General features: G+C 70.9%; 13 protein-coding genes. 7 read left to right on the top strand and 6 right to left on the bottom strand.

The window, feature by feature from the left end; all coding sequences use genetic code 11:
• Positions 1-7: 7 nt before the first annotated feature.
• Together Raf01_RS05650 and Raf01_RS05645 are read right to left on the bottom strand one after the other, a co-directional pair.
• Positions 8-1,498: an MFS transporter gene (locus Raf01_RS05650; RefSeq protein WP_275412960.1), complete on the bottom strand. Its 1,491-nt coding sequence runs from the start codon at positions 1,496-1,498 to the stop codon at positions 8-10.
• 4 nt (positions 1,499-1,502) lie between these two features.
• Positions 1,503-2,126 (bottom strand): NADPH-dependent F420 reductase, encoded by a 624-nt coding sequence (locus tag Raf01_RS05645; protein WP_203916638.1) that lies wholly within the window; start codon positions 2,124-2,126, stop codon positions 1,503-1,505.
• 428 nt (positions 2,127-2,554) lie between these two features.
• Between Raf01_RS05645 and Raf01_RS05640 the strand changes: the two genes are divergently transcribed.
• Positions 2,555-4,081 carry a sugar transferase gene (locus Raf01_RS05640; protein ID WP_239133398.1) on the top strand — a complete coding sequence of 509 codons (1,527 nt, stop codon included), beginning with the start codon at positions 2,555-2,557 and terminating at the stop codon, positions 4,079-4,081.
• Here Raf01_RS05640 and Raf01_RS05635 read toward each other — a convergent pair.
• Positions 4,075-4,722 carry an acyltransferase gene (locus Raf01_RS05635; RefSeq protein WP_203916637.1) on the bottom strand — a complete coding sequence of 216 codons (648 nt, stop codon included), beginning with the start codon at positions 4,720-4,722 and terminating at the stop codon, positions 4,075-4,077. The genes Raf01_RS05640 and Raf01_RS05635 overlap by 7 nt on opposite strands.
• Positions 4,723-4,779: 57 nt before the next feature.
• Between Raf01_RS05635 and Raf01_RS05630 the strand changes: the two genes are divergently transcribed.
• From Raf01_RS05630 to Raf01_RS05610, 5 genes are all read left to right on the top strand, one after another.
• The gene (locus tag Raf01_RS05630) at positions 4,780-6,141 is read left to right on the top strand and encodes an MFS transporter (protein ID WP_239133397.1); all 1,362 of its coding nucleotides are present in this window, start codon (positions 4,780-4,782) and stop codon (positions 6,139-6,141) included.
• Complete coding sequence (locus tag Raf01_RS05625) at positions 6,138-7,148, top strand: TolB-like translocation protein (RefSeq protein WP_203916636.1); 1,011 nt, start codon at positions 6,138-6,140, stop codon at positions 7,146-7,148. Before Raf01_RS05630 ends, Raf01_RS05625 begins: the two co-directional genes overlap by 4 nt.
• A gap of 106 nt (positions 7,149-7,254) precedes the next feature.
• A complete protein-coding gene (locus Raf01_RS05620; protein WP_203916635.1) occupies positions 7,255-8,061 on the top strand; it encodes a WecB/TagA/CpsF family glycosyltransferase in 807 nt (268 codons plus the stop codon).
• Positions 7,959-9,221, top strand: a complete 1,263-nt coding sequence (locus Raf01_RS05615) for a glycosyltransferase (RefSeq protein WP_308442631.1) — start codon at positions 7,959-7,961, stop codon at positions 9,219-9,221. The genes Raf01_RS05620 and Raf01_RS05615 overlap by 103 nt, the downstream gene beginning before the upstream one ends.
• Positions 9,218-10,237 carry a glycosyltransferase gene (locus tag Raf01_RS05610; protein ID WP_203916633.1) on the top strand — a complete coding sequence of 340 codons (1,020 nt, stop codon included), beginning with the start codon at positions 9,218-9,220 and terminating at the stop codon, positions 10,235-10,237. Before Raf01_RS05615 ends, Raf01_RS05610 begins: the two co-directional genes overlap by 4 nt.
• A 64-nt stretch (positions 10,238-10,301) precedes the next feature.
• Here the strand turns inward: Raf01_RS05610 and Raf01_RS05605 are convergent, their stop codons facing one another.
• Positions 10,302-11,801, bottom strand: a complete 1,500-nt coding sequence (locus Raf01_RS05605) for a hypothetical protein (protein ID WP_203916632.1) — start codon at positions 11,799-11,801, stop codon at positions 10,302-10,304.
• A gap of 9 nt (positions 11,802-11,810) precedes the next feature.
• The gene (locus Raf01_RS05600) at positions 11,811-12,989 is read right to left on the bottom strand and encodes a glycosyltransferase (protein ID WP_203916631.1); all 1,179 of its coding nucleotides are present in this window, start codon (positions 12,987-12,989) and stop codon (positions 11,811-11,813) included.
• A 264-nt stretch (positions 12,990-13,253) separates the two neighbouring features.
• Between Raf01_RS05600 and Raf01_RS05595 the strand changes: the two genes are divergently transcribed.
• On the top strand, positions 13,254-14,549 hold the full coding sequence (locus Raf01_RS05595; protein ID WP_203916630.1) for a glycosyltransferase: 1,296 nt from the start codon (positions 13,254-13,256) through the stop codon (positions 14,547-14,549).
• 29 nt (positions 14,550-14,578) lie between these two features.
• Here Raf01_RS05595 and Raf01_RS05590 read toward each other — a convergent pair whose 3' ends face one another.
• Positions 14,579-16,030: a lipopolysaccharide biosynthesis protein gene (locus Raf01_RS05590; RefSeq protein WP_203916629.1), complete on the bottom strand. Its 1,452-nt coding sequence runs from the start codon at positions 16,028-16,030 to the stop codon at positions 14,579-14,581.
• Positions 16,031-16,032 lie beyond the last annotated feature (2 nt).

Raw genomic sequence — 16,032 nt, 5'->3', positions numbered from 1 at the left:
ACAGAGGCTAGCGACCGGGTATGACACTCCCCCGGGCCGTACGCCGGTGGTGGCGGGCGTCCGCCGCACGCCCGGCCACGACGTCGACCAGCGCGGCGATCAGCGCGACCACGTCGAACGCGACGCTGATGAGCACCGCGCGCTGGAACGCTCTCGGGTAGTCGTTGTGACTGGACGCCACGGTGGCGAAGAAGACCGACCCGACCGTCGCGATGCCGATGGCCGAGCCGATGCGCTGGAACGTCTGGAGCACACCGCCGGCGCTGCCGGCCTCCCGCACCGGAACCTCCGACAGCGTGAGGGTCAGGTTGGGTGAGAGGACCGCACCGCTGCCCGCCCCAGCGACGAGCAACGGCACCGCCGTCGCCCAGCCGACGTTCCGGCCGGGTACCAGATGAACCGCCAGAACCGCACCACCCACGCCGATCGCCACGACCGCCAGCCCGACGGCGACCAGCGGCCGGCCGAACTTCGTGATGACCCGCCCGGCCAACGCCGCCGAAACCGCGGAACCGGCCGCGAACGGCGTGACCGCGATGCCCGCCTCCAGCGCGCTGTAGTGCTCCCCCTGCTGCAGGAACAGGGTGAACACAAAGAATGTGGCGGTGAACCCGGCCAGGTAGACGAGGCCGATGATCAGGCCGAGTCCGTACGAGCGCTTGCCGAACAGTTCCAGGTTCACCAGCGAGTCCCGGCGCCTGCCGTACCGGCGCTCCCACCACACGAACACCACGAACACCACGAGCGCGGCGACCACCAGCAGCCACTTCCACCGGCCGTGCCACTGCTGCTCCTGGGCCAGCGGCAACAGCAACAGCACGACGCCGAGGCCGAGCAGGGCCACGCCGACCGGATCCAGGTTCTGCCGGCGCCGGTTCTCCGCCCGCCGGGCGGGAATCAGCCGCAGCGCGAGCAGGATCGCCAGGGCACCGATCGGCACGTTGACGTAGAACACGTACCGCCAGCCCTCCCGCTCGCCGCCGACCGCGATCAGCAGTCCGCCGAGCAGCGGACCGATCGCGGTCGAGACGCCGATCGTCGCGCCGAGGAGGCCGAATGCCTTGCCCCGTTCGGCGCCCCGAAACAGTTGCTGGATCAGTCCGCTCACCTGCGGGATGAGCAGGCCGGCCGCGAGCCCCTGGACGAGCCTGGTGATGATCAGCAGGGTCGGGTTGGGCGAGATCCCGCAGCCCGCGCTCGCCAGCGCGAACACTGCCACGCCGAGGATGAACACGTTGCGCCGGCCGCGGGCGTCACCGAACCGTCCGGACGGCACCAGGATGAGGCCGAAGGTCAGCGCGTACCCGGAAACCACCCACTGGAGGTCGCTCTGGGTCGCGTGCAGTCCCACTTTGATCGCCGGCAGCGCGACGTTGACGATGCTGACGTCCAGCAGTGACATGAATCCGGCCACCAGGCAGACGGCCAGCGCCTTCCAGCGGCGCGGGTCGGGCGTGTAGTCGGCCGGTTCGTCGCCGGTTCCGCTGGCCGGACCCACCGGCTCAGCTCAACCGCGCGCGCAGCTCTTCGGCCGGCAGTACGACGCCGAAGACCGAGCTGTCGGGCTGTTGTTTACGACCGCCCTCGGCCAGGCTTCCGGTGTCCACCGGCTGGAAGCCCATCTCCTCGATGAGGTCGAACGCGCAGCGCTTCGCCGCGTCGTCGTCGCCGGCCACCGGAACTCCGTAGAGCAGAGCCTCGCCGCCGGTACGCGGGAAGTCGCGCAGCTTGTCGAAGGGCGTGGTGTTGAACGCCTTGACCACGTGGGACGAGGACAGGTGCCGCTGCAGCAGCTCGCTGGACGTGGTGTCGTCGGAGTCGAGCTGGGGGTAGACGCCGTCGCGCTGAGGGTGGTAATTCATCGTGTCCACCACCGTCTTGCCGGCCAGCTCCGCGACGGGGATCTCGGTGTACCGGCCGAACGGCACCGACACCACCGCCACCTCACCGAACCGGCCGGCCCCGGGTGCGGTGGTCGCTTCGGCGTTGTAGCCAAGATCGGCCTCCAGGTCCCGCAGCGTCTCCGGCCCGCGCGAGTTGGCGATGGCCACCAGGTGCCCGGCCGAGACGAAGTACTTGGCCAGCGTGCTGCCGATGTGGCCGGCGCCGATGATCCCGATCCGCATGCCGCGTTGCTACCCGGCCCCGCACCGGCTAACCCTGCGGCCCACCGAGCCCGTACGGCCCGCCGAGCCCGTATTGCGCCGAACGGTACGGCGCCGAATCCGTACGACCCGGTGCCAATCGTCGACTTCGCTTTCATCGGTACTGACCCGGAAAATGTGGCCGCGTACCGGCTGCGGGCAACTGTTCCGACCGCTGCCGATACGTTCGAAGTCACCGGTCGTGGCAATAATGCCCCGATTTGTTTGTCAGCAAGATGACATGAATCCGGTGGTCACGATGATGACACTGGCGAAAATCGCGCCGGGATTGCACGCTCTTTTGCGGGAGGATTTCTGTCGACGCCCTCGGACCATTTCCAGCAACCTGTTTCGCCATGTGCACGACCTAAGCATCTGACGATTTGCCGGGGACATTACGGAGGGGAACGGTGACGACGATCGTCTCGACATCCAGTACTGCCGTTGATCATGACACGACCGTCACCGTCACCTTTGCCCCGCTGGACCTGCCCAACCAGGCCGGGTTCGCCCGGACCGGCTGGGAGACCCGGTACGTGCGCGCTCTCCTCCTGCTTGACCTGCTGGTCGGAATGATCGCCGCGGGTGTCGCATTGATCTCCCGATTCGGCTCGTCGGTGAACGAAAGCTACAACCGGGACTATCTGTGGTTCACCCTTGCGTTGCCGTTCGCATGGCTGCTTGCGCTGACAATTTACCGTGCGTTCGAACCACGGTACCTGTTCGTCGGAAACGATGAGTACGAACGGGTATTTCGAGCCGGCGTTGGGTTGACTGCCGCACTCGCCATTTTTTCATTCACGTTCGATTTGCGCCTGGCCCGCGGGTACATCGTCATCGCAATGCCGCTCGCGATTGTGTGCGCGTTGTCCGCCCGGTACCTGATGCGCCGGCGACTGCACGCGGCCTGGGCGCGCGGCGAGCGGCTGCGCCGGGTCATCCTGGTCGGCCACGAGCAGGCCGCCCACGAGACCACCCGCCAGTTGCGCCGCGAGCGCTACCACGGCATGGGCGTCGTCGGGGTGTGCCTGCCCGCTGCCGCCGGTGCCCAGGGGGAGCTGGTACAGCGGCTGCCCGGCCTGCCGCCGGTGTACGGCAGCTTCGAGGAGGTCGCCCAGGCGGTCCAGCGGGCGCACGCCGACACGGTGGTCGTGCTGTCCTGCCCCGAACTGGACGGCACCGCGCTGCGCCGGCTGGCGTGGAAGCTGGAGCGCGACGACATCGACCTGATCGTGGCGAGCACCCTGGTCGACGTCGCCGGCGACCGGACCACCATCCGCCCGGTCGACGGGCTGCCGCTGCTGCACGTGGAACATCCCCGGCTCAAGGGCGGCCGCCGGGTGTTCAAGGAGATCTTCGACCGGGTCGCGTCGCTGTTCGGGCTCCTGCTGCTGCTCCCGCTCGTGCTGGCCGTCGCGGTGCTGATCAAGACGACTCCGGGCCGGCCCGGACCGGTGATCTTCCGGCAGACCCGGGTGGGACGCAACGGACGCACGTTCGTGATGTACAAGTTCCGCACGATGTACCGGGATGCGGAGGCCCGGCTGGTCGAACTCCGCCATCTCAACGAGACCGGCGGCAGCCTGTTCAAGATGCGCGACGATCCCCGGGTCACGCCGGTCGGCCGGTGGCTGCGCAAGCTGTCCATCGACGAGGTGCCGCAGCTGATCAATGTGGTCAAGGGCGACATGTCGCTGGTCGGGCCGCGCCCGCCGCTGCCCCGGGAGGTCGCCGAGTACCCGTTCGACATGCGTCGCCGGCTTGTCGTCAAGCCCGGGCTGACCGGCCTGTGGCAGGTCTCCGGCCGCTCAGACCTGACCTGGGAGGAGTCGATCCGGCTGGACCTGCAGTACGTGGAGAACTGGTCGTTCGCGATGGACGTGATGATCCTCGCCCGGACGGTGATCGCGGTATGGCGCAGCGCCGGCGCCTACTGAGCCTCGCTCAGCACCCCGCCGGCCTCCACGTACTCGGCGCCGGTGCTCGGGCAGACAAAGGCACCGCCGCCCTTTGCCACCAACGGAACCCCGGCCCGCCCGACCCAACCAACCCGGCGGGCCGGTACGCCGACGACCAGCCCGTACTCCGGCACGTCCCGGGTCACCACGGCGCCGGCCGCGACCAGTGCCCACCGGCCGATCCGTACCGGCGCGACACACACCGCCCGCGCCGAGATCGACGCGCCCTCGCCCACGGTCACCCCGACCGCGTGCCAGTCGTCCGCGGTCTTGAGCCGGCCGTCCGGCGTGACCGCCCGCGGGTACTCGTCGTTGGTCAGTACCGCGGCCGGCCCGATGAACACACCGTCGCCGAGCACGGCCGGTTCGTACACCAGCGCATAGTTCTGCAGCTTCACGTTGTCACCCAGGCGCACTCCCGGACCCACGTACGCACCGCGACCGATGTTGCAGTCGCGCCCCACCGTGGCGTCTTCACGGATCTGGGCGAGGTGCCAGACCGACGTCCCTTCGCCGATGCGCGCCCGGTCGTCCACGTCGGCGGTACTGGCGATGCGGGTGCCGGTGCCCTTGTCGGTGCCGGTGCCCTTGTCGGTGCCGGTGCCCTTGTCGGTGGCCATGTCGGTGTCCTCTCGACGAACGGCGACGCACGCCGAACGGTAGCGGAATTTTCCACTGTGGACGACCAGCGGGGACGTGTGGACGACCAGCGGCAAGCAGTGGACGACCAGCGGGGAGCGTTTGTGTACGTCACGATCCGGGACAGCCCGTCCGGGCAGCCATCGCCGGGATCCCCGGTCCCGGGATCCCCGGTGCTGCGGCGGGTGGCAACGACCGTCTTCCTGTTGGGTGTCGTCAGCATGCTGACCGACGTCTCGTCGGAGATGGTCAACGCCGTCCTGCCGCTGTACCTGACCGCCGAGGTCGGCATGGGGCTGGTCGCGTACGGCTTCGTGGACGGGTTGTACCAGGGCGTCAGCGCGCTGCTGCGGATCGCCGGCGGATACGCCGGGGACCGGCACGACCGGCCGAAGTGGGTCGCGGTGACCGGGTACGGGATCTCCGCCGCCAGCCGGCTGGCCATGCTCCCCGCGCACGGGCTCGCGTCGATCACCGGAGTCATCACCGCCGACCGGCTCGGCAAGGGCCTGCGCACCGCGCCGCGCGACGCGCTCATCGCCGACGTCACCGAACCCGGCATGCTCGGCCGCGCGTTCGGCGTGCACCGCACGCTCGACACGCTGGGCGCGGCGATCGGTCCGCTGGTGGCGTTCGCCGTCCTGGAGGCGGTCCCCGACGGGTACAGCTCGATCTGGGTGGTGTCGTTCGCCGTCGCGGTGGTGGGTGTCGCGGTGCTCGTGCTCGCCGTACCGGACCGGCGCACGGGTGGCGGCGCGGCCCGGCCGGCCGCCCGGGAACTGCTCCGGGTGATGGTGTCGGCCCGGCTGCGCGGACCGCTCATCGCGTGCGCGCTGCTCGGGTTCTTCACCGTCGGGGACGGCTTCCTGTACCTGTCGCTGCAGCGGCGCGACGGGTTCGCCGCGCTGTGGTTCCCGCTGCTGTACGTCGGCACGAACATCTCGTACCTGTGCCTGGCGGTGCCGCTGGGCCGGTTGGCCGACCGGATCGGGCGCACTCCGGTGTTCCTCGGCGGGCACCTGCTGCTGTTCGCCGTCTACCTGGTCGCTGCGCTGCCCTCGGCCGGCACCGCCTGGACCGTCGTCACCCTGTTGCTGCTCGGTGTGTTCTACGCGGCCACCGACGGAGTGTTGTCGGCTCTGGTGAGCCGGCTGATTCCGGCCGGTACCCGGGGCAGCGGCCTGGCGTCCGCGCAGACCGTCCAGGTACTCGCCCGGTTCGGTTCCTCGGTGGCGTTCGGTGTGCTGTGGACGCTTGCGGGCCCACGTGACGCGCTGCTCATCGCGGCCACCCTGCTCGCGGCCGCAATTCCCGTGGCCTGGTGGCTGCTGCGCGACACCGGCGACGCCGAGCCGGCCGGCACGGGCGCTGCCGCGGATACTCAGGAGGCCGTCGCGTGACCCGGCTGCGCCTCGCGATGCTGGCCGCCATCACGGTGCTCGCGGTGGGGGCGGCCACCGGCTACGTCGTGTACGCGCACGGCCAGCGGGCCTCCGCCGCGGCCAAGCAACCGAAGACGCCGACCATCGGGCTGTCCGCCGTCTCGGCCGGCCCCCGCCTGGTGTTCCGCAGCACCGCGTTGGGCTCCGGGTACGGGCACGTGGCGGTGGTGCCGCTGACCGATCCCGACGGGCCCCGGGCCATCACGCCGGCCTCCTGTGACCGGGTCTACGCGAGCGACTCCTCGGCGCTGTGCCTGGTGGCCGACCGCGGTCTGGTCACCACGTACCAGGCCCGGATGCTCGACGCCGGATGGCAGATCAACCGCGAGTCACCGCTGCCCGGGCTGCCCAGCCGGGCGCGCCTGTCGCCGGACGGCTCGCTGGACGTCACGACCACGTTCGTGTACGGCGACTCGTACACGAACCCGGGCCAGTTCTCCACCCGTACCCTCATCGGCCGCTCTTCCGGCGCGCAGATCGCCGACCTGGAACAGTTCACGCTCGTCATCGACGGCCGCAAGGTGACCGCCACCGACCGCAACTTCTGGGGCGTGACGTTCGCGGACGACGACACGTTCTACGCCACCGCGGCGACCGGCGGCCACACCTGGTTGGTGCGCGGCAGCATCGCGCAGCGCCGGTTGACCTCGATCCGCGAAGACGTCGAGTGCCCGTCGCTGTCGCCGGACAAGACCCGGATCGCGTTCAAGAAGCACGGGAACCTGCCGCCGGGACAGTGGCGGCTGGCCGTCTACGACCTGCGCACCGGCGTGGAGACCCTGCTCGCCGAGCGACGCAGCGTCGACGACCAGGTGGAGTGGCTGGACGACAGCCAGGTCCTGTACGGGATGCCGCGCACCGGCGCGGCGTCCGCGACCGAGGACGTGTGGACGGTACCCGCGGACGGCAGCGGTTCCCCGCGCGTCTTCGTGCACGACGCGTGGTCGCCGAGCGTGGTCCGGTAGCGGGCGTTCACATGAGCCATCCGACGAACGCCGGTCATACAGCGAGTCCCGGGCCGACGCCGGGAGTCCGATTCATTGCTCAAGATCATTCAGAGGGGGTGGACGCGTGACGGCCGTCAACAGAACCGCCACCGCGTCAAGGATCGTGCTGGGCGGTGCGCTCGTCGACCTGATGCGGCGGGATGACGTGGTATCGGCGGTGAACGACCGGTTGGGCGGCGGTGAACGGGTCCGCCCGCCCGGCGTACCGCTGGCCATCGGGTCAGCCAACCTCGACCACGTACACCACTTCGGGCGGCGCGGCCGCAGCGCCGCGGACATCGACGTGGCCGGCCCGACACCGGAGTGGCTGATCCTGCTCGACGGCGTGCCGATGGTGCGCCGGGCGGCCAGCCTCACCGGCCGGTCGTGGCCGCTGCTCGCCGGCTCGGACCTGCTCCCGCTGCTGCTGAACACCGCGCAGGCGGCGCGTGCCCGGGTGGGTTTCCTCGGCGGTAGCGGGCAGATGCACGACATCGTGCGCCCGGTGCTGGCCGACCGGTACCCGGGCCTGACGGTGGCGGGCTTCTGGGCGCCGCCGCGCACCGACCTCGCCGACCGGGACGGGGCGGCGCGGCTGGCCGCGCTCATCCGCGAGGCACGGGTCGACCTGCTCGTGGTCGGGCTCGGCAAGCCTCGCCAGGAGCGGTGGATCCAGCGGCACGCCGGGGCCAGCGGGGCGCGGGTACTGCTCGCGTTCGGGGCGGCGACGGACTTTCTCGCCGGTACCGCGACCCGGGCACCGGGCTGGGTGCGCCGGGCCGGGGTGGAGTGGCTGTACCGGCTGTCCCGGGAGCCCCGCCGACTGGCGCGCCGGTACTGCGTCCAGGGGCCGCCGGCCCTGTGGCGACTGTGGACGGACTCCCGCCGGTGAGCGGCGTTCCCGGTGCCGATCGGCCCGCTGCGGATCGGCCTGGTGAAGGCCGGCCCGGCCCCGACCGGCCCAGCCTCGACCGACCCGGTGCGGCCGACCGCGGCCCGAGCGACCGCGGCCCGAGCGACCGCGAGCCGGTCGACTGCACGGTCATCGTGGTGACCTACAACAGCGCGACCGACCTGCCCGGGCTGCTCGACTCGCTGCCCCGGGCGGTGTCCGGGCTGCGGGTGCGGGTTCTGGTCGTGGACAACGACTCGGCCGACGACATCGGATCCATTGTGGACGGACGCTCGGATGTGACGCTGATCCGGGCGGGTGCCAACCTCGGGTACGCCGGCGGCATCAACGCCGGACGCCGGCTCCTCGGCCCGACCCGTACGGTCGCGATTCTCAACCCGGATCTGCGCCTCGCCCCGGACAGCCTGGCGCGGCTGGTCTCGGCCGCCTGCCGCCCGGGTGCGGGCGCGGCGGTCCCCCGGTTTACCGACGAGGCGGGCACCACGTTCCCGTCGCTGCGCCGGGAGCCGTCCGTCACCCGGGTACTCGGTGACGCTCTGCTCGGCGCGCACTGGTCGGGCCGGCCCGGCTGGCTGTCCGAGATGGTCTGGGATCCACGGTGCTACGAGCGACCCGGCCCGGTGGACTGGGCGACCGGCGCGGTGCTCGTGCTGGACGCGGAGGCGGACGCCGCCGTCGGCGACTGGTACGAGGAGTTCTTCCTGTACTCCGAGGAGACCGACTACTGCCGGCGGCTGCGGACGGCGGGCTGGACCGTCCAGTACGTGCCGGACGCCCGGGTGTTCCACGAAGGCGGCGGCTCCGGCACCGGCCCCGCCCTGACCGCCCTGAACGAGGTGAACCGGGTGCGTTACTACGACAGGTACCACGGCCGGCTGGCCGGCGGCGCGTTCCGCGTCGCCGTGACGGTCGGGCAACTGGCCCGGATACAGCGGCCGGGCAACCGGATGGCGCTGCGCGCTCTCTGGTCGAGCCGGGGCCGGGACGAGCTGCCCGGCCGGCCGCCGGCGGTCCCGGCCGGCGCCTCGGCGCTTGGGCAGGAGGCGCTTGGGCAGGAGGCGCTTCAGCAGGAGGCGGCACAGCAGCAAGCGCAACAGCAGCAAGCGCAACAGCAAGCACGGCGGGAGTTCGCCCGATGACCGCGTCGAGCCCGGCGGCCAGGACGGCCGAGACGACCGACGCAACCGAGGCGGCCGAAGCGACCGACGCAACCCGAGCGGCCCGAGCGGCCCAAGCGGCCCAAGCGGCCGACCCAACCGAGGCGACCCCGGGCCCGGGCGGTCCGCTCGGATCGGTGGTCATTCCGGCGCACAACGAGCAGGCGGTCATCGCCGCCTGCCTCGCCCCGCTGGCTCCGCTCGCCGAGAGCGGAGCGCTGGAGATTGTCGTGGTCTGCAACGGTTGCACCGACGCGACGGCCGAGGTGGCCCGGACGTTCGCCGGCGTACGGGTGGTGGAGTTGCCGGTCGGGTCCAAGCCCGCCGCGCTGCGCGCGGGCGACCGGGCGGTCAGTGCCCTGCCGAGGATGTACCTCGACGCCGACGTGGTGCTGCCGCCGGACGCCGCCCGGCAGGTGCTCTCCCGGCTGTCCGCCGGCGGATCCCGGTCCGGCAGGCGCGGCGCGGCTCCGCTGGCCGGGCGACCGCCGGTGCGCTACGACGCCGCGGGGGCGACGCTGCCGGTGCGCCGGTACTACCGGGCCCGGTCACGGATCCCGGCGGTGCTCGGCTCGCTGTGGGGTGCCGGGACGTACGCGCTGTCGGCCGAGGGCCGGACGCGGTTCGGTGAGTTCCCCGACCTGGTCGCCGATGACCTGTGGGTGGATCAACTCTTCGCGCCCGGCGAGTTGGAGATCGTGGACTGCTCGCCGGTGACCGTCACAGCGCCGGCCCGCACCGGCGACCTGCTGCGGGTACTCCGGCGCACCTACCGGGGCAAGGCGGAGCACCACAGCATCAACCCGGACACCGCGTACGAGACGTCCGGCGGCACCGCGCGGGACCTGGTACGGCTGGCCCGCAGCGGACCCTCCGGGTTCCTCGACGCGACCGTCTACCTGGGACTGGTGCTGACCGCCCGGATCCTGTTCCGGCTCTCCCGCGACGGTTCGTGGGAGCGGGACGACAGTTCCCGCTCCCCGACCGGCCGCGATTAGACACCGCTACTAGGCCCGACGTCGGTGGGCACGCCGTCAGTAGGCGCGCCTCAGTAGGCGCGCCTCAGTAGGCGCCGCAGCTGGAACCGCCGTCGACCCGGTAGATGTGGACGGCGTTCCCGTCTGCGAACCGGTCGCTGAACGTACCCTGGTTGATCGTCAGCGTGCGGTTCTCGTTCAGCACGCTCACCTGTGCGTTGCCGACGCACGGCAGCGTGAACCTGGCTGTCTGCGCACCAGAAGCGGTGGAGCCGGCCAGCAGATAGAAGTGGCCGCCGTACCACTTGGTGGACACATCGACTCCGGTACCGCGTGCCACGTTGTCCGCGAACGGCGCGTTGAGCACCGGGGCGAGCGCCTTGACCTGTGCGTCCACACCTTTCACCGCGGCGCGCTGGGCCGCATAGCACGGCTCGCGCAGTGCATGCTGAGTCTTGCAGGGGCCGCCGAAGCTGTGGTTGAAGTAGATGATGCCGCGCGCCCCGTGGATGATGCTGCTCCACACGGCGGCGACGATCTGCTGCGGCTGAGCCGACAGCGTGGAGTCGCCGTCCTTGTTCGGGTGACCGACCTCGATGAAGGCCCAGACCGGCTTGCTGCCGGCCGGCGACACCAGTGAGCGGACCCGGTCGATGGTGAGTCCGTAGTTCGCGGGTCGGTGGCAGAGAGCTGCCGGCAGCCGGTCGCTGCCGCCGTTCGGGTCCGGGACGAGCTTGGATGGATCGAACAGTGAGCCGCCCTCATTCTTGATGCAGATGCCCTCATCGGTGAGCCAGTAGTTGTCCACCGAAAGCACGTCCGGGTACTGGTTGACGAAGCGGGCAGCCTGCGCGTTGGTCTCCCAGAAGGTCACACCCTTGCCGTAGTTGCCGTAGACGAGCCGGTTGTCCTGCGGGTACTGCCCGAGAATGGTCTGATCCACCGTGTACCCGCACTTCGCGCTGGCCGGTTGGCAGATCTCGCCCCCACCGGGATATTTGCCGGTCCACGGGGCATCGCCCGGGCCGGCCCACATGTCCGCTTCGTCGGGCAGTTCCCAGCCGACCGTCTCGGCGCCGGCACGTTTCGGGTCGCTCTGGATGGCATACATCCCCGCCGCGCGGATGAGATTCATCTTCGTGCTGTCGGTCAACTGCACGTACGTGTTGATTCCGGCGTCGGCGTCCTTGTCCGTGTCCGCCTGCGACAGCACGCTTTCGAACCAGACGCCGATCGGAAAGAACGACGAGCCCCCCGGCAACGGTGGAGAGAACTTCCCGTAGTAGCCGGCTCCTCCGTCCACCGGGCGCAGCCTTGCGCCCGAGCCGCCCCGCGCCGCGGGCGCTCCGGCCAACGAGACGAGACCCGCGCTGGACGACGCGCTCGGCGAGAGGCTGGGACTCGTCGAGGGGACTCCACCGGCGCTGTGGACACCGGTGGAATCCGGCAACGCGGCCGCGGCCGGGGAAGCGTCGTGGGCCGCCCGGTCGATGACCACCGCGACCGCGGTGAGCCCGGCGACAAGTGCGACCGCCGCGCCGACGATCAGCACGAGCCGGATCCGCGCCCTACGCTGGAGAATCACACGCTCACCTCATTGGCCTCCGACGCCAGCGCCGGTCTCGGCGCCGGTCGTGATGTCCACCGTGGACAGCTTCATGGCCCGCGCCACGACCTCCGCCCGCGCCGGCCAACTGTGCTGTTCGGCAAAGGATCGACGGGCCCGGACCAGCGAGCCTGCCGCGGAACCCGCACCCTCCCCCGATCGCTGGTCGGCGAGGCGCTCATGGCCCAGCGCTGCCGCCGTCTTGGCGAACTCCCCGACGTCGCTCGTGATGCGAACCAGATCGGTGTTGAGCCAGCGGGTGGCGGGCAGGTCGGTGCTGACCGTCGGCAGGCCGGCGGCCAGATATTCCAGCGTCTTGAGCGGGAAGGAAGCGCGGTTGAACTCCGAGTCGACGTACGGCGTCAGCCCCACATCGATGACTCCCAGATAGGACGGGAGCGACTCGTACGGCTGGAAGCCGACCCACTGCACCTCGGGCCGGGCACACAGCCGGGCGAAGCGCTCCGGCTCCCAGCGCGGATCACACGGTCCCACCAGCAGCAGCGAACACCCCCCGGCGACGACCGCCTCGAGGAGGGCGATGTCGATGCGGGCGGACAACTGGCCCACCACGCCGGCGATCGGGCGCGGCAGTCGTACGTCCGGGGCCGGAGCGACCCGATCGAGGTCGGCGTAGGGCTCGGTCCGCACCCCGTTGGGTACGAGCAGCACGTCGGCGCCCAGTGCCTGCCAACGGTCGCGGAGCGGCTCTGAAACGGCCATGACCAGATCGGCGGCGTCCAGGGAGTACCTTTCGTCGGCCCGAACGCGTGCGGCCGAGATCCCCATCAGCGCCGCGCCGGCGACAAAGTCATCGGTGCCGTACAGCACGTCGGTCACGCCGTCGCCCCAGCCTCCGAGCATCCGTCCGAGCCGTGCGTCCAGAACGGCGTCCGGCCGGCGGCCGAGCCGGCGCAGCGCCCACGAGATCTGTGACCGGACCAGGATCGGCGACGTTCTCCGGATGCCTGGGCGACTGTGGAACGGCAGCACTGCCGGAAACAGCGCGGTGATGTTGTCCGCGACCGGGCGCAACCTGGGCATCGGGATGCGGCCGGTGCCGTAGCGGGTGCTGGAGCGGGTGATGGGTGACACCGGAAGGTCCACCCAGAGGATGTCCGCGTAGCGGGTCAGCGCGGTGGCCAGCATCCGGTGCGTCCCGGCCACACCGTGCCAGGGTCGGCCGCCGCCGAAGACAACCAGCGGAAAGCCCGCCCGTCCACCCGCCCTCTGGAATTTCGCCTGATCACCGTGTCTTCCTGGCACGTCTAGCAGCCTGCGGCATCCACAGTGGAGCACGCAAACAGCTCGGCTGTCGGCATCCCGACCTGGGGTGCGGCCGATCGGCCCGTTGCGTGAATCGCCTGCGCTCGTAGGGTCTGGATGGCACCAGAACCGTTCGCGGCGCAACGCGGAGAGTCAGGAGTGTGCATGGCCGGGTTGAGGGTCGTCGTCTACCCGCACGCGATGACCGTGGGTGGCAGCCAGCTCAACGCGATCGAACTCGCAGCCGCCGTGCGCGACCTGGGTCACGAAGTCGCCGTGCTCGGCGAGCCCGGGCCGCTGGTCGAGCAGGTACAGGCCCTGGGTCTGGAGCACCTGCCGATCCCACGCGACCGTCAGCGCCCGTCCCTTCCGGTCGCCGCCCGGCTGCGCCGGCTCATCCAGCTCCGCCGCCTGGACATCGTGCACGGGTACGAGTGGCCACCCGGCCTCGAGGTGGCGGCCGCAGCCTTCGCCCGGCCCGGCACCGCCGCTGTGTGCACAGTGATGTCCATGGCTGTCGCGCCGTTTCTGCCGGCGTCCATGCCCCTGGTCGTGGGCACCCAAGAGCTGTGCGACCGGACCGCCGAGGGCCGCAGCGGCCCGGTCTACCTGATCGAGCCGCCGGTCGACGTGGTGCGCAACGCACCCGGCCATCCGGTGGCTGCCTTCCGGGAGCGATTCGGCTTGCTCGACTCTGGCGCACCAGGCGAGGCTGATGCGTCCGGCGGCGTCGCGCCACCTCGAGTGTTCGACCTGGTGATGGTCTGCCGGCTGGTACCCGAGCTGAAGCTGGAGGGCATCCTGACCGCCATCGACGTGGTGGGTGCGCTCGCTCGGCAGCGGCCGGTACGGCTGACCATCGTGGGCGACGGGCCGGCGGCGGACGCCGTACGGGAACGGGCCGCAGCGGCGAACACGGTCGCCGGCCAACGGGCGGTGGTGCTGACCGGTCAGCTGGACGATCCCCGTCCGGCGTACGCGGCGGCCGACGCGGTGCTGGGCATGGGCGGATCCGCGCTACGCGGGCTGGCGTTCGGTCGGCCCCTGGTGGTGCAGGGCGAGCACGGCTTCTGGGAGCTGCTGACCCCGCAGAGCTGCGAGACGTTCCTGCGTCAGGGCTGGTACGGCGTCGGTGACGGCGAGCGGGCCGGCGCCGACCGGCTGCGGGGCATCCTCGACCGGCTGATCGGTGACGAGGGACTATGCCGAACGCTGGGCGAGTACGGACGGCGGCTTGCGGTTGAACGGTTCAGCCTGCAGCGCGCCGCAGCGGTGCAGGAAGACATCTACCGGCGAGCCCTCGGCCAGCCGGCACATGTCGTGACGAGTGCCGCCGAGGGCGCGCGGGCAGCCATCAGCCTGGCCGGGTACAAGATGCACCGGCGGTACCAGCGACTGCGCGGCCTGGCCGCTCGCGACGACTTCAACGCGAAGGCGAAGGTCCAGACGTCCGCTGGATGAGCCACCCGGCCCGGGTTGGCCTCGGGCCGTCAGTCGACCGCCTCGACCGTCCGCAGGGTACGCAGCACGCCGCGCATGCGGTAGACCAGCAGCGCCATCGCGGCGACTCCGGCCACGCCTGCGACGCCGAGGGCGAACAGGTCCACGGGGATCACCCGAGCGGCCACGAGTGCCACCATCGCGGCGGCGAGGGCACCCAGGGCCGGTATGGCGACCCTGGCGCCGAGTGCCCCCGGCGAGATGCCGGTCTTGTTCAACTCGTACAGGTAGAGCGGGAGGACCACGAGCAGAGCGACCGCGAACTGGGCCGCGCCGGCACCGCCGACGCCGGCCGCCCGCGCGCCGAACTCCACCGCGGCCACCAGCGCGAGCAGCCAGACCACCTGAGCCACCAGTACCACCCGGGTGTTGGCGAGCACCACGAAGTAGTCGTACACGAGCTCGAACAGGATCCGCAGCGCACCCAGCAGTCCCAGCCAGGGCAGCACGGCGGCGGAACCCGCCCACTGGTGACCGTAGACGAACCGGATCAGCGGCCCGGCGCTCGCGGCGAGCAGCGCGCATGCGGGCAGAGTCACCGCCGCCAGCAGATCGGCCGTGGACAGGAAGCTGAGTCGCATCGCGGCCCGATCGTGCTGCAATCGGGCCAGTGCTGCCGGCGCGACCGACCGAACCGGCTGGGAGAACATGCTGACCGGCCAGTTGGACAGGTTCACCGCGAGAACGTAGAGGCCCAGCGGTACCGGGCCGAGAACGGTACCCACGATGATCTTGTCCACATTGGACACGGCGAACACGATGGCGCTGGAGCCGGCGAGCGGTAGGCCGAACTTCAACAGATCGCGGACCTTGTCCGGGTCGAAGCCGAATCGGATTCCCTGCGGGGCGAACGCGATGTACAGCACCGCGCCGCCGAGCGCACCAGCGATCTGACCGACCGCCAGGCTCATCGCGCCCAGGCCGGCCAGGGCGCAGACGACCGACGTTCCGGAGTTGAGCCAACTGGTGGTGAGACTGCAAATCATCTTGCGGTCCTGGCGGAATTCGCGTTGCAGGATCGCGGCGGGGACCGAGACGAGCCCGTCGATGATGACGCTGGCCGCGAGTACCCGCACGACCGGCGCGGCCTGCGGGGCGCCCATCGCCTGGCTGAACGCCGGCGCGCCGAGGAAGCAACCGAGGTAGATGACGACGCTGGACACCACGGAGATGGTGGCCACGCTCGGCGCGATCGCCCGCGGGTCACCCGGCCAGCGCACGATGGCGAGGCTCACGCCGAGTTCGTTGAAGCTCAGCACCGCCAGCAACGCCACCATCGCGACCGCGAACGTGCCGAACTGCGCCGGCCCGAGGATGCGAGCCATCACGATGCCGATGGCCAGCGTGCTCAGGCGGCTGGCGGCGGTACTGGCAAAGCTCCACCCCAACGCCCGGCTCGCCCGGGAAAACAGCGAGCCGGGCTCGGCAACGTCTGACTTCATAC

The organism is Rugosimonospora africana (genome assembly GCF_016862975.1).
Lineage (GTDB): Bacteria > Actinomycetota > Actinomycetes > Mycobacteriales > Micromonosporaceae > Rugosimonospora > Rugosimonospora africana.
Note: the sequence above shows the minus strand (reverse complement) of the source record. Positions and strands in the feature narration are given on the sequence as shown.